Source organism: Nonomuraea sp. NPDC003709 (assembly GCF_040610775.1).
In the GTDB taxonomy this organism is placed as follows: Bacteria; Actinomycetota; Actinomycetes; order Streptosporangiales; family Streptosporangiaceae; genus Nonomuraea; species Nonomuraea angiospora_A.
Map to the genome: position 1 here is coordinate 772,140 of NZ_JBEXMW010000004.1, position 23,323 is coordinate 795,462.

General features: G+C 69.8%; 21 protein-coding genes. 10 read left to right on the plus strand and 11 right to left on the minus strand.

Annotated elements, in window-relative coordinates; genetic code table 11:
- Position 1: 1 nt before the first annotated feature.
- A complete protein-coding gene (locus tag ABZX61_RS16300) occupies positions 2 to 940 on the minus strand; it encodes a sugar ABC transporter permease (RefSeq protein ID WP_355195129.1) in 939 nt (312 codons plus the stop codon).
- The gene (locus ABZX61_RS16305) at positions 927 to 2,210 is read right to left on the minus strand and encodes an extracellular solute-binding protein (RefSeq protein WP_355195131.1); all 1,284 of its coding nucleotides are present in this window, start codon (positions 2,208 to 2,210) and stop codon (positions 927 to 929) included. The genes ABZX61_RS16300 and ABZX61_RS16305 overlap by 14 nt, the downstream gene beginning before the upstream one ends.
- Positions 2,211 to 2,504: 294 nt before the next feature.
- Here ABZX61_RS16305 and ABZX61_RS16310 point away from each other — a divergent pair, with 294 nt between their 5' ends.
- The 3 genes from ABZX61_RS16310 (at position 2,505) to ABZX61_RS16320 (ending at position 8,918) form a co-directional block, all read left to right on the plus strand.
- Entirely contained in the window at positions 2,505 to 4,694 is a 2,190-nt protein-coding gene (locus ABZX61_RS16310; protein ID WP_355195133.1) for a glycoside hydrolase family 9 protein, read from the plus strand.
- Between the two features lie 28 nt (positions 4,695 to 4,722).
- Entirely contained in the window at positions 4,723 to 6,108 is a 1,386-nt protein-coding gene (locus ABZX61_RS16315) for a glycoside hydrolase family 6 protein (protein WP_355195135.1), read from the plus strand.
- Between the two features lie 173 nt (positions 6,109 to 6,281).
- Positions 6,282 to 8,918: a BTAD domain-containing putative transcriptional regulator gene (locus tag ABZX61_RS16320; protein WP_355195137.1), complete on the plus strand. Its 2,637-nt coding sequence runs from the start codon at positions 6,282 to 6,284 to the stop codon at positions 8,916 to 8,918.
- Between the two features lie 33 nt (positions 8,919 to 8,951).
- Here ABZX61_RS16320 and ABZX61_RS16325 read toward each other — a convergent pair whose 3' ends face one another.
- On the minus strand, positions 8,952 to 10,079 hold the full coding sequence (locus ABZX61_RS16325; RefSeq protein WP_355195139.1) for a suppressor of fused domain protein: 1,128 nt from the start codon (positions 10,077 to 10,079) through the stop codon (positions 8,952 to 8,954).
- A 214-nt stretch (positions 10,080 to 10,293) separates the two neighbouring features.
- Here ABZX61_RS16325 and ABZX61_RS16330 point away from each other — a divergent pair, with 214 nt between their 5' ends.
- Both ABZX61_RS16330 and ABZX61_RS16335 read left to right on the plus strand, forming a co-directional pair.
- A complete protein-coding gene (locus ABZX61_RS16330) occupies positions 10,294 to 11,187 on the plus strand; it encodes an alpha/beta hydrolase (protein WP_355195141.1) in 894 nt (297 codons plus the stop codon).
- On the plus strand, positions 11,184 to 11,837 hold the full coding sequence (locus ABZX61_RS16335; protein WP_350722012.1) for a TetR/AcrR family transcriptional regulator C-terminal domain-containing protein: 654 nt from the start codon (positions 11,184 to 11,186) through the stop codon (positions 11,835 to 11,837). The genes ABZX61_RS16330 and ABZX61_RS16335 overlap by 4 nt, the downstream gene beginning before the upstream one ends.
- Before the next feature lie 71 nt (positions 11,838 to 11,908).
- Here ABZX61_RS16335 and ABZX61_RS16340 read toward each other — a convergent pair whose 3' ends face one another.
- The 5 genes from ABZX61_RS16340 to ABZX61_RS16360 form a co-directional block, all read right to left on the minus strand.
- Positions 11,909 to 13,354 (minus strand): MFS transporter, encoded by a 1,446-nt coding sequence (locus tag ABZX61_RS16340; RefSeq protein WP_355195143.1) that lies wholly within the window; start codon positions 13,352 to 13,354, stop codon positions 11,909 to 11,911.
- A 171-nt stretch (positions 13,355 to 13,525) separates the two neighbouring features.
- On the minus strand, positions 13,526 to 14,482 hold the full coding sequence (locus ABZX61_RS16345) for an SDR family NAD(P)-dependent oxidoreductase (protein WP_355195145.1): 957 nt from the start codon (positions 14,480 to 14,482) through the stop codon (positions 13,526 to 13,528).
- Between the two features lie 14 nt (positions 14,483 to 14,496).
- Positions 14,497 to 15,714: a cytochrome P450 gene (locus tag ABZX61_RS16350; RefSeq protein WP_355195147.1), complete on the minus strand. Its 1,218-nt coding sequence runs from the start codon at positions 15,712 to 15,714 to the stop codon at positions 14,497 to 14,499.
- A 17-nt stretch (positions 15,715 to 15,731) separates the two neighbouring features.
- Positions 15,732 to 16,928 (minus strand): FAD-dependent oxidoreductase, encoded by a 1,197-nt coding sequence (locus tag ABZX61_RS16355; protein WP_355195149.1) that lies wholly within the window; start codon positions 16,926 to 16,928, stop codon positions 15,732 to 15,734.
- Positions 16,925 to 17,122 carry a ferredoxin gene (locus ABZX61_RS16360; RefSeq protein WP_350722003.1) on the minus strand — a complete coding sequence of 66 codons (198 nt, stop codon included), beginning with the start codon at positions 17,120 to 17,122 and terminating at the stop codon, positions 16,925 to 16,927. Before ABZX61_RS16360 ends, ABZX61_RS16355 begins: the two co-directional genes overlap by 4 nt.
- 99 nt (positions 17,123 to 17,221) lie before the next feature.
- On the opposite strand from ABZX61_RS16360, the gene ABZX61_RS16365 reads away from it, so the two are divergent.
- Entirely contained in the window at positions 17,222 to 17,851 is a 630-nt protein-coding gene (locus tag ABZX61_RS16365; protein WP_355195151.1) for a helix-turn-helix domain-containing protein, read from the plus strand.
- A 123-nt stretch (positions 17,852 to 17,974) separates the two neighbouring features.
- The gene (locus ABZX61_RS16370; RefSeq protein WP_355195153.1) at positions 17,975 to 18,649 is read left to right on the plus strand and encodes a DedA family protein; all 675 of its coding nucleotides are present in this window, start codon (positions 17,975 to 17,977) and stop codon (positions 18,647 to 18,649) included.
- Between the two features lie 201 nt (positions 18,650 to 18,850).
- Here ABZX61_RS16370 and ABZX61_RS16375 read toward each other — a convergent pair whose 3' ends face one another.
- Entirely contained in the window at positions 18,851 to 20,038 is a 1,188-nt protein-coding gene (locus tag ABZX61_RS16375) for a cytochrome P450 (RefSeq protein WP_355195155.1), read from the minus strand.
- Between the two features lie 74 nt (positions 20,039 to 20,112).
- Here ABZX61_RS16375 and ABZX61_RS16380 point away from each other — a divergent pair, with 74 nt between their 5' ends.
- Positions 20,113 to 20,721, plus strand: coding sequence for a helix-turn-helix domain-containing protein (locus ABZX61_RS16380; protein ID WP_355195157.1), 609 nt, complete (start codon positions 20,113 to 20,115; stop codon positions 20,719 to 20,721).
- 15 nt (positions 20,722 to 20,736) lie between these two features.
- Here the strand turns inward: ABZX61_RS16380 and ABZX61_RS16385 are convergent, their stop codons facing one another.
- Positions 20,737 to 21,444, minus strand: coding sequence for a helix-turn-helix domain-containing protein (locus tag ABZX61_RS16385; RefSeq protein ID WP_355195159.1), 708 nt, complete (start codon positions 21,442 to 21,444; stop codon positions 20,737 to 20,739).
- Between the two features lie 164 nt (positions 21,445 to 21,608).
- Between ABZX61_RS16385 and ABZX61_RS16390 the strand changes: the two genes are divergently transcribed.
- Positions 21,609 to 22,430 (plus strand): oxidoreductase, encoded by an 822-nt coding sequence (locus ABZX61_RS16390; protein ID WP_355195160.1) that lies wholly within the window; start codon positions 21,609 to 21,611, stop codon positions 22,428 to 22,430.
- A gap of 59 nt (positions 22,431 to 22,489) precedes the next feature.
- Positions 22,490 to 22,798 (plus strand): hypothetical protein, encoded by a 309-nt coding sequence (locus tag ABZX61_RS16395; protein WP_355195162.1) that lies wholly within the window; start codon positions 22,490 to 22,492, stop codon positions 22,796 to 22,798.
- Positions 22,799 to 22,957: 159 nt separating this feature from the next.
- Here the strand turns inward: ABZX61_RS16395 and ABZX61_RS16400 are convergent, their stop codons facing one another.
- Positions 22,958 to 23,173: a hypothetical protein gene (locus tag ABZX61_RS16400; RefSeq protein ID WP_350721994.1), complete on the minus strand. Its 216-nt coding sequence runs from the start codon at positions 23,171 to 23,173 to the stop codon at positions 22,958 to 22,960.
- Between the last annotated feature and the right edge of the window lie 150 nt (positions 23,174 to 23,323).

Consider the following 23,323-nt stretch of genomic DNA (forward strand, 5'->3'; position numbering starts at 1 on the left):
GCTATCTCGCTCTCCGCGTGACCAGGAAGTTGACCAGAGCGAAGACGACGATGAGCAGGAAGATCATCCAGGCGACCGCCGAGCCGTAGCCGTAGTCGAAGTCCTTGAAGGCCTTCTCGAACATGTACATGGCCACGGTCTGGAACTGCCGCAGGCTGCCCCCGGAGATGGCGTAGCCGCCCTGGCCGAAGATGAGCGGCTCGGTGAACAGCTGCATGCCGCCGATGGTCGAGATGATCACGGTGAACAGGATCGCCGGCCGGATCAGCGGCACCGTGATGCCCCAGAACTGCCTGACCTTGGAGGCGCCGTCGATGGCCGCCGCCTCGTACACGTCGCGCGGCACCGACTGCATCGCGGCCAGGAAGATCAGCGCGTTGTAGCCGGTCCATCGCCAGTCGACCATGACCGAGATCGCCAGCCAGGACGACCACTTGTCCGCCCGCCAGTCCACCGGGTTCACGCCCAGCAGGGCGAGCAGGCCGTTGGCCATGCCGGCGTCGCGGTCGAAGATCTGGCTGAAGACGATGCCCACCGCCGCCACCGAGGTGACGATCGGCGCGAGCACTCCCATCCGGAAGAACGTCAGCGCGCGCAGCCGCTGGTTGAGCAGGCTCGCCACGACCAGCGCCAGGAGCAGCTGCGGCACCGTGGCCAGCACGAACATGCCGAGCGTGTTGACGACCGCGTTCCAGAAGTCGGGGTCGGCGAACAGATCCGCGTAGTTCGCCAGCCCGACGAACCCCGCGTTTCCCGCCAGGTCCCAGTCGTGCAGCGAGACCCACGCGGTGTACAGCAGCGGAAAGAGCCCGAAGACCCCGAAGATCACGAAGAACGGCGCCACGAAGAGGTAGGGCGAGCCCACCAGGTCGAGGCGGGACAGCAGCCCCGCCCGCGACCTCGCGTGCGCGGCGGATGGCACCTGGCTACTTCGCAGCACGCTTGGCGTCCTCGACGGCCTTGGTCCAGGCCTCGGCCGGCTGGAGCTTGCCCTGCTCGACGGCCATCAGCGCGTTGCCGACGCGGTCACCGACCGGGTTGTTGTTCGGCCCCAGGTAGACCGGCTTGAGCGCCTTCGCGCTCGATCCGAAGATCTTCCCGACGGGGGCGTTGTTGAAGTAGTCGTTGACGAAGCCCTGCACCGCCGGGTCGTCGATGGCCTGCGGTGACGAGGGGAAGTTGCTCTTGGCCTTGAACGCCGCGATCTGGCCCTTCGGGCTGGTGAGGAATTTCACCAGCTCGGCCGCTTCCTTCTGGTGCTTGCTCTGCGTCGGCACCGCCAGGAACGAGCCGCCGCGAACGGCTCCGTCGCCGGGCACGCGCGCCACGTCCCACTTGCCGGTGTTCTCCGGCCCCGCCTGCTCCTTGATGACGCCGAGCATCCAGGACGGGCACGGGATGGTGGCGAACGTGCCCTTCTTGAACCCGGCGTTCCACTGCGGGCTCCACTGCGCGAGGTTCGCCGACAGCCCGCCCTGGATCATCTTGACCGTCTGGTCCCAGGCCGCCTTCACCCCGGGATTGGTGTCGATCACCAGGTTGTTGGAGGTGTCGTAGTAGGTGTGGTCGCCCTGCTGCATCAGGATGTTCTGGTAGATGCCGCCGGCCGAGTCGAAGAAGTGCCCTCCCGTCTTGGCCTGAGCGAATTTCTGCCCGGTGGCCAGGTAGGCGTCCCAGGTCGGCCAGAGCTCGCCGACCTTCTCGCGGTCGGTGGGCAGCCCGGCCTTGGCGAACAGGTCCGTCCGGTAGCACATGCCCTGCGCGCCGACGTCGGTGCCGAGCCCGACGAGTTTGGAGCCGTCGTTCGTGAGCGCCTGCTTCCACTTCCATTCCAGGAAGTCGGCCTTCAGCGACCCGGCTCCGTGGTCGAGAAGGTTCACGAACTGCTCGGGCTTGGCCATGAACTGGATGAGAATGCCCTCCTCCAGCGCGACCACGTCTCCGGCGCCGCTGCCCGAGGCCATCCACTGCTGCAGCTTGGGCAGGTAGTCGCCCAGCTGGGCGATGTTCTCCTGCTTGATCGTTATCCCGGGATGAGCGGCCTCGTACTGCTTGTAGAGCTCCTCGTAGCCGAACTCGCTGAAGGTCTTGACCACCAGGGTGACCTTTCCCTGGGTCGCGGTGTCCGGCGTCTGTGCGCCGGTGCCGCACGCCGCGAGCAGGCCGGTGAGGGTGGCGGCGAGCAGCGGCCGCGCCAGCCTTGTCGTCATGTCATATCTCCCTGCTTCCGGGAGCGGTTCCAGTCGGGACTGATCCGCTTGATACACTCGACTACCTGCGTTGACGCCGCGGATTGTGCCGGTGTTCCTGTGCGAAATCCGTGCATTATTGGGAGCGCTCCCAGCCGATGTTAGGGGATTGTCGCACGGCTGAGAAGAGGGCGAAGAGAACAAGGATCAATCTCCGCGAAACGGTTGACAGCTTGTTACGCCGTGGCGGAAGATCCGGCACTGACGCCGCGATGTGCCGGGGACGATCTGTCCAGCGACCTGAAAGGTCCCGGTATGTCCGCCATGCTCAGGCTGTCCGCAGCCTGTGTCCTCCTCCTCGCCGGCCTCGCGACCCCCGCGCACGCCGACTCCTACGAACGGTTACTCAACGGCGGCTTCGACGCCGGCAAAGACCCTTGGTGGAGCGGCCAGAACACCCCGTCACGCATCGAGTCGGGCCGGCTGTGCGCCGACGTCCCCGCCGGCACGACGAACCCGTGGGACTCGATGATCGGCCAGAACGACGTCCCGTTGGAGGACGGCCAGCCGTACACGCTCCGCTTCACCGCCTCCGCCAGCCGGGACGTCACCATCCGCACCACCGTCCAGCTCGCCGGCCCGCCGTACACCACGCCTCTGGACCGGCGGCCCGAGCTGACGGCCACGCCGCGGACGTTCGAGTACACCGCGACGTCGAACGTCTCGGACGCGCACGGACAGGTGACCTTCCAGATGGGCGGCGCGACGGAGCCGTACACGCTCTGCCTGGACGAGATCTCCCTGGTCGGCGGGGTGCTCCCACCCGGCGGCGTCCGGGACCTGGGCTCGCCGGTGCGGGTCAACCAGCACGGCTACGCGACCTCGGGCCCCAAGCGCGCCACGATCGTCAATCCCGGGACGGAGCCGCTGGACTGGCGCCTGCTCGACCCGAGCGGCGCCGCCGTGGCCCAGGGCCGCACCCGGGTGCACGGCGCCGACGCGATGTCCGGCGACCAGGTGCACGTGGCCGACTTCTCGTCGGTCCGCAAGGCCGGCACCGGCTACACGCTGGCGGTCGGCGACCAGGTCAGCCTGCCGTTCGAGATCGGCGACGACGTGTACGACGGGCTGCGCAGGGACGCGCTGGCGTACTTCTACCACAACCGCAGCGGCATCCCGATCGAGGCCGAGTACGTCGGCGACGCCTACGCCAGGCCCGCCGGGCACCTCGGCGTCGCACCGAACCAGGGGGACACCCGCGTCCCGTGCCTGCCCGGCGCCTGCGACCACGCGCTGGACGTGCGCGGAGGCTGGTACGACGCGGGCGACCACGGCAAATACGTCGTGAACGGCGCTCTGGCCGCCTGGCAGCTCATGGATCTCTACGAGCGCTCGCGCGGGCAGGGCGACCGGGAGGGGATGCGCGACGGCCTGCTGCGCATCCCCGAGGCCGGCAACGGCGTCCCGGACGTGCTCGACGAGGCCCGCTGGGAGATGGAGTTCCTGCTCCGCATGCAGGTGCCCGGCAGCGGCCTGGTCCACCACAAGGTGCACGACGCCGCGTGGACCGGGCACCCGACGATCCCGCATCTGGACGCACAGCCGCGCTACCTCTATCCGCCCTCCACCGCCGCGACGCTCAACCTCGCCGCCGCCGGCGCCCAGTGCGCCCGGATCTGGAAGGCATGGGACCGCGCATTCGCCCGGCGTTGCCTTGAGGCCGCCGAGACCGCCTGGCGTGCGGCCCGCGCGCATCCCGGCCTCTTCGCGCCCCCGGGAGGCGAGGGCGGGGGCGCCTACGACGACACCGACGTCTCCGACGAGTTCTCCTGGGCCGCCGCCGAGCTGTACGCGACCACCGGCAAGCGCTCCTACCTGCCCTTCGTCACCACGAAACTGACCGCGGACGGGTTCTCCTGGCAGTCGACCGGCGCGCTGGCCGACCTGACCGTCGCCCGGCTGCCCGGCCGCTTCCCCTCCGCCATGTTCGCCGCCGCGCGCAAGCGGGTGTTGTCCGTGGCCGACGGCTACGTGCGCGACATGAACGCCCAGGGGTACGCCAACCCCTACCTTCCGGCCGACGGCGCGTACGTCTGGGGCTCGACCAGCGCCACGACCAACAGCGCAGTGATCATGGCGACGGCCTACGACCTCACCCACGACCGCCGCTACCGCCAAGCGGTCCTGGAGTCGATGGACTACCTGCTCGGGCGCAACGCGCTCAACCAGTCCTACGTCACCGGGTACGGCGAGCGGGCCAGCCACAACCAGCACCACCGATTCTGGGCCCACCAGATCGACCCGAGCCTGCCCAACCCCGCCCCCGGCTCCCTGGCCGGAGGCCCCAATTCCGGTCTCCAGGACCCGGTCGCCCAGCGCAACCTCGCCGGCTGCGCACCGGCCAAGTGCTACATCGACGACATCGGCTCCTGGTCCACCAACGAGGTGGCGATCAACTGGAACTCATCCCTCGCCTGGATCGCCGCCTTCGCCGACTCCCTGTGACAGGGGATCCCAGAAAGGAAAGCAGTACATGCGAGTATTAACCCGGTTGGCGGCCATCACGGCCGCAACGGTGACCGCCCTGTCGGTGGCCGTCGCGACGCCCGCCACAGCCGCGACCGAGCTGGTGGTCAACGGCACCTTCAGCTCCGGCACCACGCCGTGGTGGAACTCCGCCAACACCTCCATGGCGGTGGACACGGGACGGCTGCGCGTCAACGTGACCGGTGGCACGGCCAACCCGTGGGACGCCATGGTGGCCCAGAACAACATCGCCCTGACCAGCGGCAAGTCCTACACGCTGTCCTTCGACGCCACCGCCTCCGCCTCGGTCGGCGCGGTCACCACCGTGCAACTGGCCGACAGCCCGTACACCAACACCCTGACGCAGCCGATCGCGCTCACCACGACGAGCAAGCGCTTCAGCTTCCCCTTCACCTCCAGCCTGAGCACGGCGGCCGGCCAGGTGTCGTTCCAGCTCGGCAAGAACGCCGCCCACACCGTCTACCTCGACAACGTCTCCCTCACCGAGACGACGTCGGGGTCCGGTCCGATCAGCATGACGAGCGGCTTCTACGTCGACCCCAACTCCAACCCCGCGGTCTGGGTGAGGAACAACTCCGGAGACTCCCGGGCGGCCCGGATCCAGTCCTCGATCGGCTCCAAGCCGATGGCGCGGTGGTTCGGCAACTGGAGCGGTGACATCGGCGCCGCCGTCTCCAGCTTCGTGGGCGCGGCCGACAGCGCCGACAAACTGCCGGTCCTGGTCGCGTACAACATCCCCGGCCGCGACGCGTGCGGCGGCCACTCCGGCGGCGGCGCCGGCACCGAAGCCGCGTACAAGACGTGGATCTCCGCGTTCGCCTCCGGCATCGGCAACCGCCCCGCGGTCGTCGTCATCGAGCCCGACTCGCTGGGCGACTTCGACTGCATGAGCGAGACGGCCCGGCAGGAACGCATCCGCATGCTGACCTACGCCACCGAGCAGTTCCGCGACAAGGCCGCCAACACCTGGGCCTACCTCGACGCCGGCAACGCCGGCTGGACGGCACCGGCGACCATGGCCTCCCGGCTGCAGAGCGTGGGCGTCGCCAACGTCCGCGGCTTCTCGGTCAACGTCTCCAACTACTACACCACCAGCCAGTCGACCACCTACGCCAACGCGATCAACTCCGCGCTCGGCGGCACCGCCAAATTCGTGATCGACACCAGCCGCAACGGCAACGGCTCCAACGGCGAATGGTGCAACCCGTCGGGCCGCAAGCTCGGCACCACCGCACAGGTCGGCGGCGGCGCCGAGATGCTGCTCTGGGTCAAGGTCCCCGGCGACTCGGACGGCAACTGCGGCATCGCGCCGAACGTGCCCGCCGGAACGTTCAGCCCGGACATCGCCATCCGGCTGATCGACGGAATCTGACCAAGCCGCCATTCCCATCTGGGGTGGGCCGGGGTTTCCCGGCCCACCCGCCGACGGGTCGTCCGGGAGCGCCGAGTTGCCTGCGCAAAACACGCTTTCTTGACACCGAACAGAAATTCATCCACCCGCTCTTCGCGAAAACCTGCCGCTGGAGAGGAATCACCTAGGTGGACATGACGATCAAGGTTCTGGGGCCGGTACAGGTGTGCGGGGCCGACGGGCGGCCGGTCCATCTCAACGGCAAGCAGCGGGCGGTGCTCGCCGCTCTGGTCATCAACGCCAACACCCGGGTGTCCAAGGAACGGCTGGTGAAGGCATTGTGGGACACCCCTCCCGCCTCGGCCGTCCATAACTTGCATACCTACATCGCTCAGTTACGCAGAGTGGCGCCATTCGGCTCGAGACTGCTCACCAAGGAGCATGGATACCTTCTCGAGGCGGACGTCGCGGAAGTGGATTTCCTGCAGTTCGAGGAGGCGATAGGTGCGGCCCGCAGCCATGCCGCACAGGACGAGTTGCACGCCGCGGACCGGCAGTTTCACCGAGCTCTCGCATTGTGGCGTGGGAGGCCCGCGGAAGATACCTGGCTCGCCGGTTTCCTGGCCGCTCAGATCACCGGACTGGAGGAGCGACTTGCCATCGCGAGACTCGACTGGGCCGAGACGAAACTCGCCCTCGGCCGGCCCAAGGAAGTGATCGAGGACCTGCGTCCATTTGTCGCCGAGCAGCCGATGAACGAGCACGCCTGGTGGCTGCTCATGCTGGGGTACGCACGGGCGGGGCAACGCGACAAAGCCCTTGAGTCCTTTCGGCGCGCCCGATCGGTGCTCGTCGACGAGCTCGGTGTGGAGCCGGGTGAAGAACTCCAGCAGCTCCACGTCGCGGTCCTGGCAGGCACCGAACCTACGGCCAGGCGCGCATCGCCGATGGGCCAAGCTCCCCCGGAGCTCAACTCTTCGGGCGACGCCGAAGAAGCCGATCCGCTCACGATCGACCAGGAAACGCGGCTCGCCCGGTTCGCGGCCGAGAAGGGCGGGCCGGAGTCCGCCGCCGCGCCCTTGGAGGGGGTGCCGGGCCGCGGCACACAGGACCGGCTCGACCGCGCCGAGACGACGCCTGGTCTCGGTCATCCCCAAGAGGTCATCGGCGACCAGCCGTGGGAGGAGCGGGCCGGGGACCTGCTGATGCTCGCCCTGGCGCAGGAAGAGCAGCGGGCGCGGGGCGTGCTCGTGGAGGAGCCGGGCGTCGAGCCGGGCCGGGATCCGCGGCGGCTGCGGGTCGCGGTCATGGGCGGCGAGCCTGACCGCGCGCCGCTCGAAGGAGGTGTCTGCCAATTGCCGGCGGACATCGCCGATTTCGTCGGCCGGCAGGGCGAGCTGGCGGCCGCGGTCGAGGCGCTGTGCCCCGGCGGCGATCAAACGCCCCTGCCGCTGTGCGTGGTTTCGGGTCAGGGCGGCATCGGCAAGTCCACCCTCGCCGTGCATGCCGCGCATCAGGTCCGCCCGGAGTTCCCCGACGGGCAGCTCTACGTCAACCTGCGCGGCGGCGACGCCCGTCCCGTCGATCCGGAGGAGGCGCTGGGCCGGTTCCTGCGCGCGCTCGGAGTGGCCGGCACCGCCATCCCCGCGGGCCTGGACCAGCGGGCCGAGCTGTACCGCAGCATCCTCGCCAAAGGCCGCTACCTGGTCGTGCTCGACGACGCCGCCGACGAGAGCCAGATCCAGCCGCTGCTGCCGGGCACGCCGGAATGCGCGGTGCTGGTCACCGCCCGGCGCCGGCTGACCGCCCTGCCCGCGGCACGGCTGATCGACCTGCCGGTGATGCCGCCCGGCGACTCGCTCGAACTGCTGCGCGGCCTGATCGGCGCCGAGCGCGCAGCCGGGGCGCCCGCGGACGCCGACCTGCTCGTCCAATGGTGTGGCGGGCTGCCCCTGGCGGTGCGCATCGCCGGCATCCGGCTCGCCGCCCGCCCGCACTGGGCCCTGGCCCAGCTCGTCACGCGGCTGAGCGACACCCGCGACCGGCTGAGCCAGCTCTCGCACGGCTCCCAGACGGTACGCGCCAGCCTGGCGGTCGGCTACCACAGGCTGACCGCCCCGGCGCGGCGGCTGTTCCGCCTGCTCAGCACGCTGGAGGCGCCGGACTTCGCGGCCTGGGTGGCCGCCGCCCTGCTCGACCTGCCCGACGCCGAGGCCGAGGACCTCCTCGAGGAGCTCGTGGACGTACGCCTGCTCGACGCCCGGCGCGACCCCTCCGGCCGGACCCGGTTCCGCTTCCACGACCTGACTCGCGTCTACGCCCGCGAGTGCGCCGAAGCCGACGAGCGCGAACACGAGCGCGACGCCGCCCTGCGCCGCGCGCTGAGCGCCTGGCTCGCCCTGACCCGGCAAGCGCACATCCGGCTGTGCGGCGGCGACCATCGGCTGGCGCACGGCCGCGGCCCGCTCGGGTCACCGGAGGCGAAGGCCGTCGACCGCCATGTCCGCCGCGACCCGCTCGACTGGGTGGACGCCGAGCGCGCCGGCATCGTCGCCGCCGTACGACAGAGCGCCGCTCTGGGCGTCGGCCCGCTGTGCTGGGAGCTGGCCTCCACCGCCATGCACCTGTTCGAGACCCGCGGCCTCTACGACGAATGGCACACCACGCACGAGATCGCGTTACGCTGCGCGCGGGCCACGGGCGACGTCCGCGGCCAGGCGGCCGAGGGCCTGTCGCGGGCCGGCGACCCGGGCACCGAGGTCACCGTCTTGCGCTGGGGCAGGCCGGATCCACTTCTCGGAGGGCCGCTCGGGGACTCCGGCGGTTCCTGATGATGAACGGTCGCCATCGACGTCGATCGTGGCTCACCGAGTGACGTCGGTGAGCGGGACACCGTTCGCCCCGGTGAGGCGGGCGAGCACCGCGTCGTTGCTGGTGGCCTTCGCTTCGGCGAGTTCCTCTCGGGTGACGCCCACGGCGGTGATGAACATGACCTGGCCGTCAGGGGCATCGATCACGCCCAGGTGCGGGTCGGTGACGAAGACCAGCGCGTTGAGTCTGCTGGTCTCGGGGCCGAGCTGCCCGCCGACACCCATCCGGTGCCCATCGGCGAACGGGTAGCCCTCGCCGAACACGTACGTGCCGAGATTCTGCAGTGTCGCCAGTGCCCAGCCAGGCGGCAGTTCGTCGCCTTCGTCGCGCGGGACGCGCATCGTCAGCTCGAAACCGAGGCCGCTGGCACCCGGTTCGGGGTGGACGTCGAGCAGACCGTCCAGGTCGCTGAAACCCCACGTGACGAGCAGCCAGTAGCCGTCCGCGCGGTGCGCGCTCAGCTCTTGGACGCCCTCACCCACCGGGATGTCGGTCGCCCAGCGCAGCGGCTCGTCATCGGGGAGGTGCGCCTCCAACGCGGTGACGATCGCCTGTCGGCTGCCCTTACGCCATCGGGGGACGCCGCCGTGAAGGTAGGCGTCCATCAGCCCGCCCCAGAACGTGTCCGGCGCGAGAGCGCGCTCGTCATATGTGCTCAGGTCGGCGACGAGCTTCTCGACGTACGGGCGCGACCCTTCGAGGTCCGCCCCGCCCGTTTCCTGCGCGCACAGCTCGATTCGGTACAGGAACTCCACGAACGCGCCGAGCGAGGTGTTGATGGTCTCGGGCTCGGGGGTGGGCACGCCGTCCTCCAGCGCGAGCAGGTAGACGTTGCTGCTCTCCAGCTCCACGGCGTAGCGGATCCGGTCGTCGGTACGGCCCTTACCGAGGATCATGAAGCGTGCGGGTCGGTTCGGGGTCTCGGCATCGAAGACCGTGAAGGCATCGAACGGACCGTTCACGTGCATCGTGAAGAGAATGCCGGCGGTGACCGGCAGGCCGACCTCGCACAGCAGCTCGACGTCCGCCGGCCGGAAGCCGCGCTCCTCGACCTGGTCGCGGTCGAGCGTGACGATGCCGTCCGTGCCGAAGACCCGGACGAGTTCGGAGTGCGTGACCACTGGTGGCCTCTTTCACAGGGGGTGGGAGACCATCAAGATCGTAGTGCTGCGGTGCCCGACCCGCCTCGACGGCAGCCCTCCTGTTGTTCGCCGCGAGATCGGGCGGGCCGGCAGTGGCCCGGCAAGGGCGAAGCTCCCGTCTGTCTCATCTGTCTACAGTGTAGACACACGCTACAGTGTAGACGCGTGCTTGACGCGATCAGGAAGGAGAGCCATGACGAGCGACACGGTTGAGGTGCCCGGGGCTCGGCTACACGTCGAACTTGCCGGTGACGGGCCCCCGCTGCTGCTGATCTCCGGCGGCGGAGGCGATGCCGGGATGTATGCGGACGTGGTCCCGCTGCTGACGCGGACGTACACCGTGATCACCTACGATCGGCGCGGCAATTCACGCAGCCCGTTCACCCACCCCGACGCCTCGATCACGCCTGCCACGCAGGCGGACGACGCGGTCGCCGTCCTCGGCCACCACGGCCTCGAACGCGCCTACGTCTTCGGCAACAGCGGGAGCGCGATCATCGCCCTGGAGATGGTGATCAGGCATCCCGGCCGCCTGCTGGGCGCCGTCGTGCACGAGGCGCCGCTGGTCCAGCTCCTGCCGGCCGACTCCGCCGAACGGCGGGAAATCGAACACATCGGCCGCCTCGGCCAGGACGGGCACCTGATGCGGGCCTTCGCGGCCTTCGGCGCGATGACGCTGCCCGACCCCCCGCGCATCTTCCTGTCGCCCACCGGCCAGACCGTCATCGCCGCCGGCACCCAGCTCATGCTCGCCGCCGGCGACCTGGCGCGGAGGCTCACCCGGCGCGAGCCGGATGCGATGACCCGTCAACTCCACAACGCGGAGCTCATGCTGCGCCGCGAGCTACCCGCCTTCTGCTTCGACTACCAGCCCGACCTGTCCGCGCTGGCCGCCACCACGGCGCCGTGGTGCCTGGCCACCGGGCGCGACAGCGTCGGCAAGCCCTACTACACTCCCGCGCACGTGCTGTCCGAGCGACTTGGCATACCCTGCCAGGAGTTCCCCGGCGGCCACGTCCCGTACATGCAGCATCCGGAGGAATTCACCAAGACACTCACCACGATCCTGGAGGGCTTCGCGGCATGACGGCCGACCCCAGACCGCCGGGCACGCTGCCGGAGCCGCCCACCCGGCCCACTCTCACCCGCGAATACCTCGCCGTCGCCGCTCTCGCCCTCATCGACGCCCACGGCCTGCGCAAGTTCTCCATGCGCAAGCTCGGCACCGCGGTCGGCTTCGACCCGATGGCCGCCTACCGCTACTACGACGACCAGGAGGCGCTCTTCGACGGCGTCGCCGAGGCGCTGTTCACCGAGATCGACGTCGACACCCTGCCCTGGGACGGCCCCTGGCAGGACCTGGCGCGCGAATACTGCCTGCGGCTGCGCGACACCCTCCTGCGCCACCCCCACGCCGTGCAGGTGTTCGCGACCCGGCCGGTGCGCTCGCCCGCCTCCATCGACACCGGCGTCAAGATGCTCACCAGACTCCATGCCGACGGCATCCCCCCGGCGCTCGCCCTGCGCATAGCCCGCTGCCTGCGCGAGTTCACCATCGGCCACGCCCTGGCCATCGCCGTGACCCGGCTCGGCGCGGAGCGGCGCAGCCGCAAACCGCGGCCCGGCAGTCCCGACTACAACGTGCTCGCCGAAGCCGCCGACGCCACCACCCTCGACGACCACTTCGAGATGGGGGTCACCGCGATGCTGCGCGGCTTCCAGCACTCCGCCGACTGACCAGGCGCCACCAGCGAGATCATTTTCAGCTCCCCCGGCTTTTCTGGAGTGATGTTTCCGGACGGGGGACCTCATGACGTTCCTCTACGACGGCCGGCGGTCGAAGATCCACGGCGAGTGGGAAGCGCGAGGGCGGCGAGGACCGCGAGGACGAGCACACCCGAGCAGATCCAGAAGCTGGCGGTGAACCCGGCCTCAGTGGGGATGCCCTGGGAGGTGTTCGCGGAGAGGACCGCGGCGAGGACGGCGGTGCCGATGCTGCCGCCGATGGTGCGGGCGAGGGTGTTGATGCTCGTGGCGACGCTGGTCTGGGACGGCGGGACGGTGGCGAGGATCGCGTTGGTCATGGCGGCGGACGCCAGACCGATACCGATGCCCATGAGGGTGACCGCGGTGAGGATGTGCCACGCCGCGTCGTGAGCGACGGCGAGCAGCGCGAATGAGGACGTCGCCATGAGGATGCCCGTCACCAGCGGGAGTTTGGCGCCGAAGCGGCGGTTCAGGGCACCGGACAGCGGCGCGAACACCACCATCGCCACGGTCGCGGGCAGGAGGAACAGGCCGGCTTCGCTGACGGACTTGCCGAGGCCGTAGCCGGTCGAGGTGGGCAGTTGGAGCAGCAGCGGCACGAGGAGGAACGAGCCGAACGTCACGACGCCGAAGGCGGTGCCGGCGAGGTTGGTCGTCCACACGCCCCGGCCGGCGAACATGCGCATGTCCACCAGCGGGACGCGGACTCGCAGCTCGACCGCGACCCAGGCGGCCAGGGTCACGGCGGCCCCGCCGAACAGGCCCAGCGTCAGGCCGCTCGCCCAACCCCAGCCGCCGCCCTTGCTGAGCGCCAGCAGCAGGCAGACCAGACCGGCGGACAGCAGCAGCACCCCCGGCACGTCGATGCGCCCCGGAGCGCGGACGGGGGATGCCGGGACACCGGACGCGACCCCCGCCATGGCGAGAGCGATCAGGATCAGCGGGAACCAGAACAGCCAGTGCCAGTTCAGGGTGGCGACGATCGGTCCCGCCAGCACCGTGCCGAGGCCACCGCCCGTGCCGAGCAGCGCCGACAGCAGACCGACGGCGATGCCGACCCGTTTGGGCGGCAGCGTGTCCCGGACGATGCCGAACGCCAGCGGCAGGATCGCGCCCCCGGCCCCTTGCAGTACCCGGCCGGTCACCAGGACGGCGAGAGTCTCGGCCAGCGCGGCGACCAGAGTGCCGGCGGCGAGCACGCCGAGGACGATGAGCAGTACCCGGCGGCGGCCGAACATGTCGCCGAGCCGGCCCGCGACCGGGGTCGCGATCGCGGCGGCCAGGAGGTAGGCGGTCACGAGCCAGCTGATGTCCGCCGTTGACACGGACAACTCGCCTGCGATGACGGGCAGGGCCGGAGCGACGAGCGACTGCAGCATCGCGAACACCACTCCGGCCAGCGCCAGGAACGCGAGCACGAGCGTGGGCCTCGTGCGCCGGGAGAGCACGGGAGTCGACTCCTCCCCAAGGGTTACGTCGGTACGCATCGCCTCACCAGGTGACGGGGAGTCCGTGGACGCCGTAGGCGGACATGTCGTGTCGGATCGCGAGCCGGAGGTCCGGCAGCCGGCGAAACAGCGCCGGCTCGGATGCGGGCGGCCTGCGCGGGGTCGCGCAGGAGTGCCGGCGCGAACGCGCCGAGGATCGGAAGGGTGTCGCTACTCGGGCACGAGGCCCGGTTGGGTGACGGCCCGCAGCAACTGCGCGATCTCCTCGCCGGGACCGGCCGGGACGGTGTAGCCGGTCTCGTCGCGGATCTTGGCGAGGTGGTCCCGGACGTCCTCGACGGACAGGTTCGGGTGGTGGTAGCCGGGCGTCCTGCCGATGAAGAAGCGAGCGACCTGCCCGGCGCCCGCGGTGTAGATCTCGCCGGTGACCGGGCAGTCCTCGTGCGCGAGGAACGCCACCACCGGCGCCACCAGCGCGGGATCGAGCCTGCCGAGGACGGCGTTGACCATGGCCGTGTTCGCGGGGTCGAGCCGGGAGCCTTCGCCGAGATGCTTGACGAGCATGCGGGTGGCGGCGATGGGGGCGATGGCGTTGACCTTGATCCCGTGCTCGGCGCCCTCGACGGCGAGGACGCGGGTGAAGCCGGCCACTCCCGCCTTCGCGGTGCCGTAGTTGCTCTTGTGCGGGCTGCCGAGCAGTCCGGCGGCCGAGGTGGTGTTGACGACTCGGCCGTAACCTTGCTCGCGCATGACCTTCCACGTCGGCCGGGTCACCTGGAACAGAGCCTTGACGTGCACGTCGAGGACCGGGTCCAGCACGTCGGGAGTCGTGTCCTCGAGCAGCGCGTCCCGCAGGATGCCCGCGTTGTTGACGAGGATGTCGACCCTGCCGTACGTGTCGAGCGCGGCGCGGACGAGTGCCGCGCCGCCGTTCGGCGTCGCCACGTCGCCGGCGTCCGCGATCGCGTCGCCGCCGCGGGCGCGGATCTCGGCGGCGACGGTCTCGGCCGGACCGACGTCGCGGCCGTCGCCGGTCACCGAGCCGCCGATGTCGTTGACCACGACTTTCGCGCCACGGGCGGCCAGCAGCAACGCGTACTCCCGGCCGAGCCCGCCGCCGGCACCGGTGACGATGGCGGTTCTGCCGTCGAAGGTGAGCTCGGTCATGTCGCGCCTTCTTCTCACCACTCGACGGGCAGCGCGTGGACGCCGTAGATGCTCATGTCGTTGCGGAAGCGAATCTCCTCGATCGGGACGGCGAGGCGAAGGCCGGGAAGCCGGCGCAGCAGGGTGGGCAGCGCGATCTGGAGTTCGGCGCGGGCAAGGGTCTGACCGATGCACTGGTGCACCCCGTAGCCGAAAGCGATGTGCCCCCGTGCCGGGCGGTCGAGGTCGAGGATCTCCGGCCGGTCGGTGAACGCGGGATCCCAGTTGCCCGCCGGCAGGTTCATGATCAGTCCTTCGCCGGCCCGGACGAGCGTGCCGCCGATCTCGACGTCCTCCTTGGCGATCCGGGCGATGAGGCTGTGCACGATCGTGAGGTATCGCAACAGTTCCTCGACGGCGTTCGCGATCACGTTATGGTCGTCTGTGTCGCGGAGCACGGCCGCCTTGTCCGGGTTCCGCAGCAACGCGACCGTGCCCAGCGCGATCATGTTGGCGGTGGTCTCGTGGCCGGCGTTGAGCAGGATGACCCCGTTCATCGCCGCGGTCTCCCGGCGCAGCTCCCCGGTCTGTACGTGCTCGCGGATCACCCGGCTCATCAGGTCATCGCCCGGCTCGCGTTCCTTGCGGGCCACCAGCTCCATCATGTAGCCGAAGAACTCCCGGGAGGCCTTCAGCTTCTCCTCGGGCGGGGTGTTCATGTTCATCAGCTTGCCGGTGATGCCCTGGAAGAAGCCGTGGTCGGTGTACGGCACCCCGAGCAGCAGCGAGATCACCAGCGACGGGATGGGCAGCGCGTAGTCCTGGACGAGATCACCCGGCTGTCCTTTCTCCACCATCGCGTCGATGAACTCGTTCGCCATCGCCTCGATGTCCGGACGCATCGCGTTGACCCGCCTGACCGTGAAGTCCTTGGTGAGCATGCGACGCAGCCGCGCGTGCTCCGGATCGTCCATCCTCGGGAAGGTCTCCGGCGCGTTGGGGCCCTCGTGCTTCCCGTGGCCCTGCAGCACACCGAGGACCTCCGCGCTGATCGCCGGGTGGGCCATGGCGGTTTTGATGTCCTCGTACCGGTTCACCGCCCAGACGGTGTGACCGTTCCAGTTCACCTGGCGCAGGCCCTCCTCCTCGCGCCAGCGCGTGTACTCGGCGGGTGGGTTGAACGGGCAGCGGGCTTCGCGATCGCCAGGGAAGATCGGAAGGTCCGCGGCGTTGGCATCGGTCGCGGTGCTCATGGAAACCTCCTGTTGGGTCATGCGGCGGTCGGGCTGGTGAGAGCGGCGGTCCACGGGCTGCCGGCCGCGATGAGGGAGCGCCAGGCGCGCAGGATCTTGGGCGATTTGCCGACGGCGAGCACGCCGGCGACGCGCTCGCCTCTGCGGTAGGCGACGAGGAGCTGCCGCCGGGAAAAGTCGCTGTCCATGACGAGTGCCTCGTCATGGTCGCGCAGGTGGCCGTAGGCCTGGATCTTGACGTCGTACTGGTCGGACCAGAAGTACGGGACGGGGGCGAACGGGCGGGGTCCGCCGAGGATGTTGCGGGCGACGGCCATACCCTGCTCGGCGGCGTTGGTGCGGTGCTCGATCCGCATCGCGGTGTCGAACAGCGGGTTGTGCCAGCGGGCCACGTCACCGACTCCGTACACGTTCTCCGCGGCGGAGCAGAACTGGTCGCATACCAGTCCGTCGTCGACGGCCAGACCGCTGCCTGCCAGCCATTCGGTGTTGGGCACCGAGCCGATGGCCACCAGCACGTCGTCGGCCGGCAGGACGGTCGCATCGGACAGACGCACGCCGGTCACCGTGCCCTCGGCGCTGAGGATCTCGGTGACCACGACTCCTGTGCGCACGGCAACGCCGTGGTCGTGGTGCAGCCGGGTCAGGAACCGTCCGGCCTCCTCGCCGACGGCCTGGCCCAGCGGCACCGGCCCCGCTTCCAGCAACGTCACCCGGACCCCGAGAGCGCGGGCGGTGGCGGCCACCTCGGCGCCGACGAACCCGGCGCCGACGATCACCAGGTGCCGTCCCGGCCGGAGTCCTTCCTTCAGCGCCAGCGCGTCCGGCAGGGTGCGCAGCGTGTGCACTCCAGCCAGACCGTCGGTGCCGGGCAGGAGGCGAGCACGGACGCCGGTCGCGATGATCACAGCGTCGTAAGGGACGCGGGTGTCGCCGGCCAGCATCACGTTCTTCCGGCCCGGGTCCAGCCCGGTCGCCGGCAGGCCCAGCCGCAGCTCCAGCCCCAGCGCGTCGAGGTCGTCAGCCGAACGCAGCGCGAGCCGGGCCGGCGCCCACTGCCCGGTCAGCAGGTGCTTGGACAGCGGCGGCCGGTCGTAGGGCGGCCGGGGCTCGTCGCCGACGAGCGTGATCACGCCCTCGAATCCCGCCCGGCGCAACGACTCCGCCGCCGCCAGCCCGCCGGCCGAGGCCCCGACGATCACCACCCGGTTCACGACTCCGCCAGGTGGATGGCCGCGGCGGGGCACACCATGGCCGACTCCCGGACCGCGTCGTGCGACTCCGGGCCGGGCGTCTCGTCCAGCAGCACGACGACGCCGTCCTCGTCCCGCTGGTCGAACACGTCCGGCGCGAGCAGCACGCACTGACCTGCGGCGACGCACTTGTCGGCGGCCACGTTCACCTTCATCGGACTCCTCCCCAACAATTGGCAGTGTGATGCCAGTTCCCCACGTGGGGCAGAAGCTAGCACAACTGGCAGCAAACTGCCAGTTGATATGCTCTGCTGATGGCCACAGAGACTGAGCGGCACCTGCGGGCCGACGCCGCGCGCAACGTCGAACGCATCGTGCGGGCTGCCCACGCGGCCTTCACCGACGACGGCCCTGAGGTGTCGCTCGAGGAGATCGCCCGCCGCGCCGGGGTGGGCATCCGGACGCTCTACCGCCACTTCCCGCGCCGCGGTGACCTGATCAAGGCCGTTCTCGACCAGCGGGTGGCCGAGGAACTCATGCCGGCGATCGAGCGAGCGCTCGACGACGAGGATCCGCTGCGGGGCCTGACCACGTTGATCGAGGCCGCGCTCGCCATGGTGACCCGCGAGATGAGCACGCTCGCCGCCGCCAAGAGCGCCGACTCCCTCACGCCCGACCTGTCCACCGCGTTCTTCGAGGCCATGATCGTGCTCATGCGCCGGGCCCAGCAGGCCCGCTTGCTCCGGGCCGACCTCGTCCCGGAGGACCTGGGCCGGATCATGGCCATGCTCACCAGCGTGCTCTGGACCATGGACCCCGAGACCGAGGGCTGGCGCCGCTACCTGGGCTTCGTCCTCGACGGCCTCTCGCCCGCCACGGCGACCGTCCAGCCGCCGGCCGCGCCCGTGGTGACGAAGCCACGGGCGGGCAGCCTGTTCGGCTGACCCTCCCTCTCCATCGGTAGTCAATGTCGGGGTTGATATCAGGGTGAACCCTGATGCGCGCCCAAATAATTGTCAGCATGCTGCCAGTTTAGTCCGGGGAGATCCATCTGAGAGGTGCCGATCATGGCGTTCTTCAATGTGCTTGAGTGGTTGCAGTCGTTGCCCGAGCCCGCGATGCTGGCGGGAGCAGGAGCGATCGCGCTGGGAGAGGCCATCATCGGCGTCGGGTTCCTGCTTCCGGGGGAGGCGGCGCTGCTGATCGCGGCGGCCACCGTCAACTCGGTGCCGGAGTTTCTGCTCATGTGGGCGGCGGTCACGGTCGGCGCCCTGGTCGGCAATGTGATCGGGTTCGAGCTCGGCCGCCGCGTCGGCCCTCCGTTGCGTAATACCAGGCTCATCCGCAGGTACGGCGGGGACGGCTGGGACAGAGCCTCGGCCCTGCTCCGAAGACACGGTCGCCAAGCCGTGTTCACCGGCCGGCTGATACCGCTCGTCCGCAGCTTCGTACCCGCCGTCGCCGGAGCGGCGCACATGCCCTACCGCACATTCCTGCCACCGGTGGCCGCGGGCGCCGCCTGCTCGACCGCGATGCCCCTGCTGGTCGGCATCGCGGTCGCCGCAGGCCTGAAGAACGCCGACAACCTGATGCTCATCATCCTGGGCGGGCTGCTCCTGGTGGTCGCCGTGGTCATCGTGATCCGCAAGCTCCGCAAGGCTGCCCGCGCGAAGACGTCCGCGATGACCACAGTGCCCAGCGGCCCGGAGGACCCGGGTCCCGATCTCGAGGCGAGGCGCTGAAAGGTCGCCGAATCCTGCCCGCCAAGCTGCTGCCTCCTGAGTGGAGCGGCGCTCGCGCCGCGACGCTCTTCCAGCGGCAACACGCGAGGTGGGAGCCGGACGGGATGCGTGAGTGGGAACGCATCAGCGGACGGCCGGGATGAACCCTGTCCGGCGCCGCGGGTCAGTCGCAGCGCCGGAGGAGGCCGCCGGTGGGCGCCGCTACCAGGTGACCGGCAGGGCGGCCACGCCGTACATGGCGGCCCGAGGCCGTAGCGGCACCTCCTTCGCGGGCACGGCCAGTCGCAGCCCGGGGAAGCGGCGCAGCAGCGCCGGATAGGCCAGCCGCATCTCCAGCCGGGCCAACTGCTGGCCCAGGCACTGGTGGATGCCGTGACTGAAGCCCAGTTGCTGGGTGGCCTGGCGGGTGACGTCGAAGCGGTCGGGGGCGGGGAAGCGGGTCGCGTCGCGGTTGACGGCCGGGAGGGAGATCGTCACGGTTTCGCCGGCTTTGATCGTCCGCCCGGCGAGGGGCACGTCGGCCCTGGCGACCCGGATCGGGCCGATGTGCGTGATGCTGAGATAGCGCATCAGTTCCTCGACCGCGGTCTCGGCGACGGCGGGATCCGTGCGTACGAGGTCGGCCTGCTCGGGGCGGCACAGCAGCAGGAACGTGCCCAGGCTCAGCATGGTCGCGGTGGTCTCGTGCCCGGCGGTCAGCAGCAGCGTGGCCACACCGGTGAGCTCCTCGTGGTTGAGCTCGCCACCGGTGACCAGCTCGCTGAGCAGGTCCTCGCCGGGTTCGGCGCGCTTGCGCCCGATCAGCTCGGACAGGTAGCCCATCAGCTCGGCGCTCGCGGCGCCCCGCTGTTCGATGGTGTTGTCGAGGTTCATCGCCCGCGCGGTGGTGTCCTGGAAGCGTGAACGCTCGCCGTACGGCACGCCGAGCAGCTCGCAGATCACCAGCGACGGGATCGGCAGTGCGAACGTCTTGACCAGGTCCGCGGGAGCCCCGGAGCGGGCCATCTCGTCGAGCTGACCGTCGATGATCTCCTGGATCCTGGGCTCCAGCCTTCGCATCTTCCGCATGCTGAAGTGCCCGGTCAGCAGCTTGCGGTAACGGGAGTGCTCAGGGTCGTCCATCGCGATGAAGAAGCCTGGCGGGATCACCAGATCCGTCAGCCCCTCGGGCGGCGCCAGCTCCTTGATCGGCGGGGCGGCGCCCTGCTGGGTGTTGCTGAAGCGCGGGTCGTCGAGCACCGCGCGTGCCTCGGCGTAGCCGGTGACCAGCCAGCCGAGCCGCCCGTCGGCGTAGGTCATCGGGTGCAGCGGTCCGTGGAGCTCTTTCAGTAGAGCAGGCGGCTGGAACGGGTCATCCCGTTCGACCGGCAGACTCTCGAGGATTTCCATGCCTGCCAGAAAAGCGCATAGACTGCGAAATTGCAAGCTATGCATAAACGCAGGGCGTGCTGTAGGGTTGCGCTGTGGAAGGTCATCGCGAACGCAAGAAGGCCCGCACTCGCCGTGCGCTGCTGGAGGCCGCGGTGCGGCTGTTCAGTGAACGGGGCTATGAGCAGACCACTGTCGCCGAGATCGCCGCGGCGGCCGACGTGGCACCCCGGACCTTCTTCGCGTACTTCGCGAGCAAGGAGGAAGTGCTCTTCCTGAACGCCGAGGATCGCGGGCAGATCATGCTCGAGGTGATCGCCGGGCGGAAACCGGGGGAGCCCCTGGGGGATCTGCTGGGCCGGATGTTCGAGGCCCTGGTGCGCAGCCTGGCCGAGGGTGACGAGCTGGACTTCGCGCTGTCGCCGCTGCGGGCCCGGCTGGTGTTCACCGAGCCCGCGCTGCGGGCACGCGGGCTGACGCTCATCCTCCAGGAGCAGCCCGTGCTGGCCGGGGCCCTGTGCGAGGTCTACCCCGAGCTGGATCCCGTGTCGGCGGGAGCGGCGGTCGGCAGCTTCATGGGCGCGCTGTCCGTGGCGGGCCTCGTCGCGCAGCAGCAGGGCGGCTCCAACGAGGACGTCCTGGCCGCCGGCTGGCGAGGGATCGAGATCGCGGTCAACGGGCTGTCGAGCCTCGACGGTTCGTGACGCGACCGCCGGAGTTCACCGCTGGCGTTGCATGGAGAGGGCCTGCCGCCAGTGCTCGGCCGCCTGGCCCATGTCGTGGCCGAGGAGCTCGAAGAACTGGGTGGTGGTACGGAGCCGGTCGCCGGTGGGTGTGTCGCTGCCGAAGATCCCGACGCCGTGTCGCGTGGTGTCGGCCCAGATCGCTATCGACCTGGCGCTGGCCGCCCACGTGTGGTACCAGACGTCCACGTCCACGAAGTACCGCACCCGGCGCGCCTCCCGCTCCCGGGCGACCATCTGCCGCTGCTCCAGCCACTTGATGGCATTGGAGATCGTCGCCGGACTGACATGGAGTTGCCGGGCGAGTTCCGTGGCGGTCAGGCTGCCGCCCTCGCTGAGGAACAGCGCGGCGAACACCTTGGCTGTCATGGGCGCCATCCCGCCCTCGATCATCATGGCGACGAACTGTTCTTCGAACTCCCGGGCTGTGCGGACGTCACGGTTGTCGGTGGTGTGCGGAACGCCGGCGTGGGGAGTGCGCTTGCGGCGGCGGGCGCGCCAGTTCGTCGCATGTTGGGCGCGCGCCGCCCGGTAGCCGTGCGGGCCGCCGTTCCTGGCGATCTCGCGGGTGACGGTGGACCTGGACCGTCCCAGCCGGCGGGCGATCTCCGCGTAGGTCAAGCCGGCCGCCAGGCCTTCGGCGATGCGGCGACGATCCTCGGCGGTCAGCCGGTCTCCCGGCATGTCATCCTCCCCGGTCGAGCCCTCGGTGCTGCAAGGCAGTTGCACTCAGCTACAAGGTCATTGCACCAATACATGGCCTCTGACCTGCGTAAATGAATTCTTTGAGTTGTCTCATCCCAGAACACGACCCTAGCGTTTGCCCAGACCGAAGAGGAGGTTCCACCATGAAAAAGGTCGTACTCGTCACCGGCGCCTCCGCCGGCATCGGCAAGGCCACCGCACTCGAACTCATCCGCGCCGGCCACATCGTCTACGGCGCCGCGCGGCGCGTACACAAGATGGACGACATCCGCGACGCCGGCGGACACGCCCTGGCGCTGGACGCACGCCGGCCGGAGGACCTGGAACACGTCATCGGCGCCATCGTCGCCGAACAGGGCCGCATCGATGTCCTGATCAACAATGCCGGCACCGTCCTGCACGGCGCGGCCGAGGACATCCCCATCGACCTGGCACGCGACCAGTTCGAGGTGAACGTCTTCGCCCCGGCCCGGCTGACCCAGCTCGCCCTGCCGTACATGCGCGAGCAGGGGTCCGGCACGATCGTCAACGTCTCCTCCATCGGCGGCGAGATCGCGCTGCCGCTCGGCTGCTGGTACTACGCGACCAAGCACGCGCTGGAGGCCTACTCCGACAGCCTGCGCATGGAGGTGGAGCCGTTCGGCATCGACGTCGTGATCATCCAGCCCGGCATCATCAAGACCGGGTTCGAAGACCACACGGCACAGGACCTCCGTGAGATCTCCGGCACGACCGCGTACGGGGAGATGGCCGAAGCCATGGCCCAACGCGCCGAGACACAGCTCGGCGAGAACACCCCGGCCAGCGCCCCAGGTGTCGTCGCCACCGCCATCCGGCAGGCCATCGAAGCCGGCAAGCCCGAGACGCGCTACGCGGTCGGCTACATGGCCGAAAGGCTCCTGGAGCTCAACAGGACGTTGCCGGACCGCGAATTCGACAAGCTCCTCACGAACGTCGCGAAGTAGGCCGCCACGATGTCTCGTAGATGGTGGGCGCTCATCGCGCTCGTGCTCACGTCGCCGGCGTGGGCTTCGACGTGACCATCCTGAATCTGGCGCTGCCGAGCATGGCCGAGGACCTGCACGCCGACAACGCCCAGCTGCAGTGGTTCGTCACCGTCTACACGCCGGTGCTCGCCGCCGGGATCTTCAGCGCGGCGCGTGCCGCGCTGGGCCTGGGAGCGGCGCTCCTCATGCCCACGAGGTCGTCCTGGCGTTCCTCGCGGTCGCCGCCTGGCTGCCCGAATCGCAGCGGGAGCGCGGCAGGCCGTGTGACAGGGTCTGAATCCGCCGCCAGAGGGTCGGAACTGGCGGCAGACCATCGAATGGCATGACGAGTTCGAGTTCGGCCTGGCCGCGCTCCTGGACGCCATCGAGGCCCGGATCACACCCCGGTCTTGAAATGACGGCCCGAGCCGTCGGGTGTGGACTCCTGTTCACCGTCGCCACGATGGCCCGCCGCGGGAGAGGCGGTGATGGTGGACAGCGGCGGCTCAGTCGCGGGAACCGCGGCGCCGTACGATCGCATCGCTGATCTGCCGCGCCGCTTCGAGCTCGGGCGCCACCCAGCGCAGGCCGGTGTCCTGCACATCCGCCGGCTCGGCGATCGCCTGTGGCAACGGCGCTTCATCCCGACCAGACCGCCACGTCGCCGGGTCCGGCCGCTCCGGCAGGTGTCGGAACCGATCGTTATGTTCCTTGTCGCCCATGTTAGAGATGACGACCCTGACCCTCTCGAAGTTCCTCCGGCCTCGCCCTGAACGCACGCAAGAGGCCCGCCGGATGTCAGCGGCGGCGTCAGGACGGCGACAGCCCCATATCAGAGCGGTCGGCGATCGTAGAGGCATCGAAAGAACACC

What these genes read in the sequence shown, in the direction of transcription:
- ABZX61_RS16345 (WP_355195145.1), bottom strand. Translation starts at nt 14,482, where the DNA reads ATGACCGAGCTCACCTTCGACGGCAGAACCGCCATCGTCACCGGTGCC.
- ABZX61_RS16310 (WP_355195133.1), top strand. Translation starts at nt 2,505, where the DNA reads ATGTCCGCCATGCTCAGGCTGTCCGCAGCCTGTGTCCTCCTCCTCGCC.
- ABZX61_RS16350 (WP_355195147.1), bottom strand. Translation starts at nt 15,714, where the DNA reads ATGAGCACCGCGACCGATGCCAACGCCGCGGACCTTCCGATCTTCCCT.
- ABZX61_RS16390 (WP_355195160.1), top strand. Translation starts at nt 21,609, where the DNA reads ATGAAAAAGGTCGTACTCGTCACCGGCGCCTCCGCCGGCATCGGCAAG.
- ABZX61_RS16330 (WP_355195141.1), top strand. Translation starts at nt 10,294, where the DNA reads ATGACGAGCGACACGGTTGAGGTGCCCGGGGCTCGGCTACACGTCGAA.
- ABZX61_RS16360 (WP_350722003.1), bottom strand. Translation starts at nt 17,122, where the DNA reads ATGAAGGTGAACGTGGCCGCCGACAAGTGCGTCGCCGCAGGTCAGTGC.
- ABZX61_RS16375 (WP_355195155.1), bottom strand. Translation starts at nt 20,038, where the DNA reads ATGGAAATCCTCGAGAGTCTGCCGGTCGAACGGGATGACCCGTTCCAG.
- ABZX61_RS16365 (WP_355195151.1), top strand. Translation starts at nt 17,222, where the DNA reads ATGGCCACAGAGACTGAGCGGCACCTGCGGGCCGACGCCGCGCGCAAC.
- ABZX61_RS16385 (WP_355195159.1), bottom strand. Translation starts at nt 21,444, where the DNA reads ATGCCGGGAGACCGGCTGACCGCCGAGGATCGTCGCCGCATCGCCGAA.
- ABZX61_RS16320 (WP_355195137.1), top strand. Translation starts at nt 6,282, where the DNA reads ATGACGATCAAGGTTCTGGGGCCGGTACAGGTGTGCGGGGCCGACGGG.
- ABZX61_RS16305 (WP_355195131.1), bottom strand. Translation starts at nt 2,210, where the DNA reads ATGACGACAAGGCTGGCGCGGCCGCTGCTCGCCGCCACCCTCACCGGC.
- ABZX61_RS16335 (WP_350722012.1), top strand. Translation starts at nt 11,184, where the DNA reads ATGACGGCCGACCCCAGACCGCCGGGCACGCTGCCGGAGCCGCCCACC.
- ABZX61_RS16400 (WP_350721994.1), bottom strand. Translation starts at nt 23,173, where the DNA reads ATGGGCGACAAGGAACATAACGATCGGTTCCGACACCTGCCGGAGCGG.
- ABZX61_RS16340 (WP_355195143.1), bottom strand. Translation starts at nt 13,354, where the DNA reads ATGCGTACCGACGTAACCCTTGGGGAGGAGTCGACTCCCGTGCTCTCC.
- ABZX61_RS16315 (WP_355195135.1), top strand. Translation starts at nt 4,723, where the DNA reads ATGCGAGTATTAACCCGGTTGGCGGCCATCACGGCCGCAACGGTGACC.
- ABZX61_RS16370 (WP_355195153.1), top strand. Translation starts at nt 17,975, where the DNA reads ATGGCGTTCTTCAATGTGCTTGAGTGGTTGCAGTCGTTGCCCGAGCCC.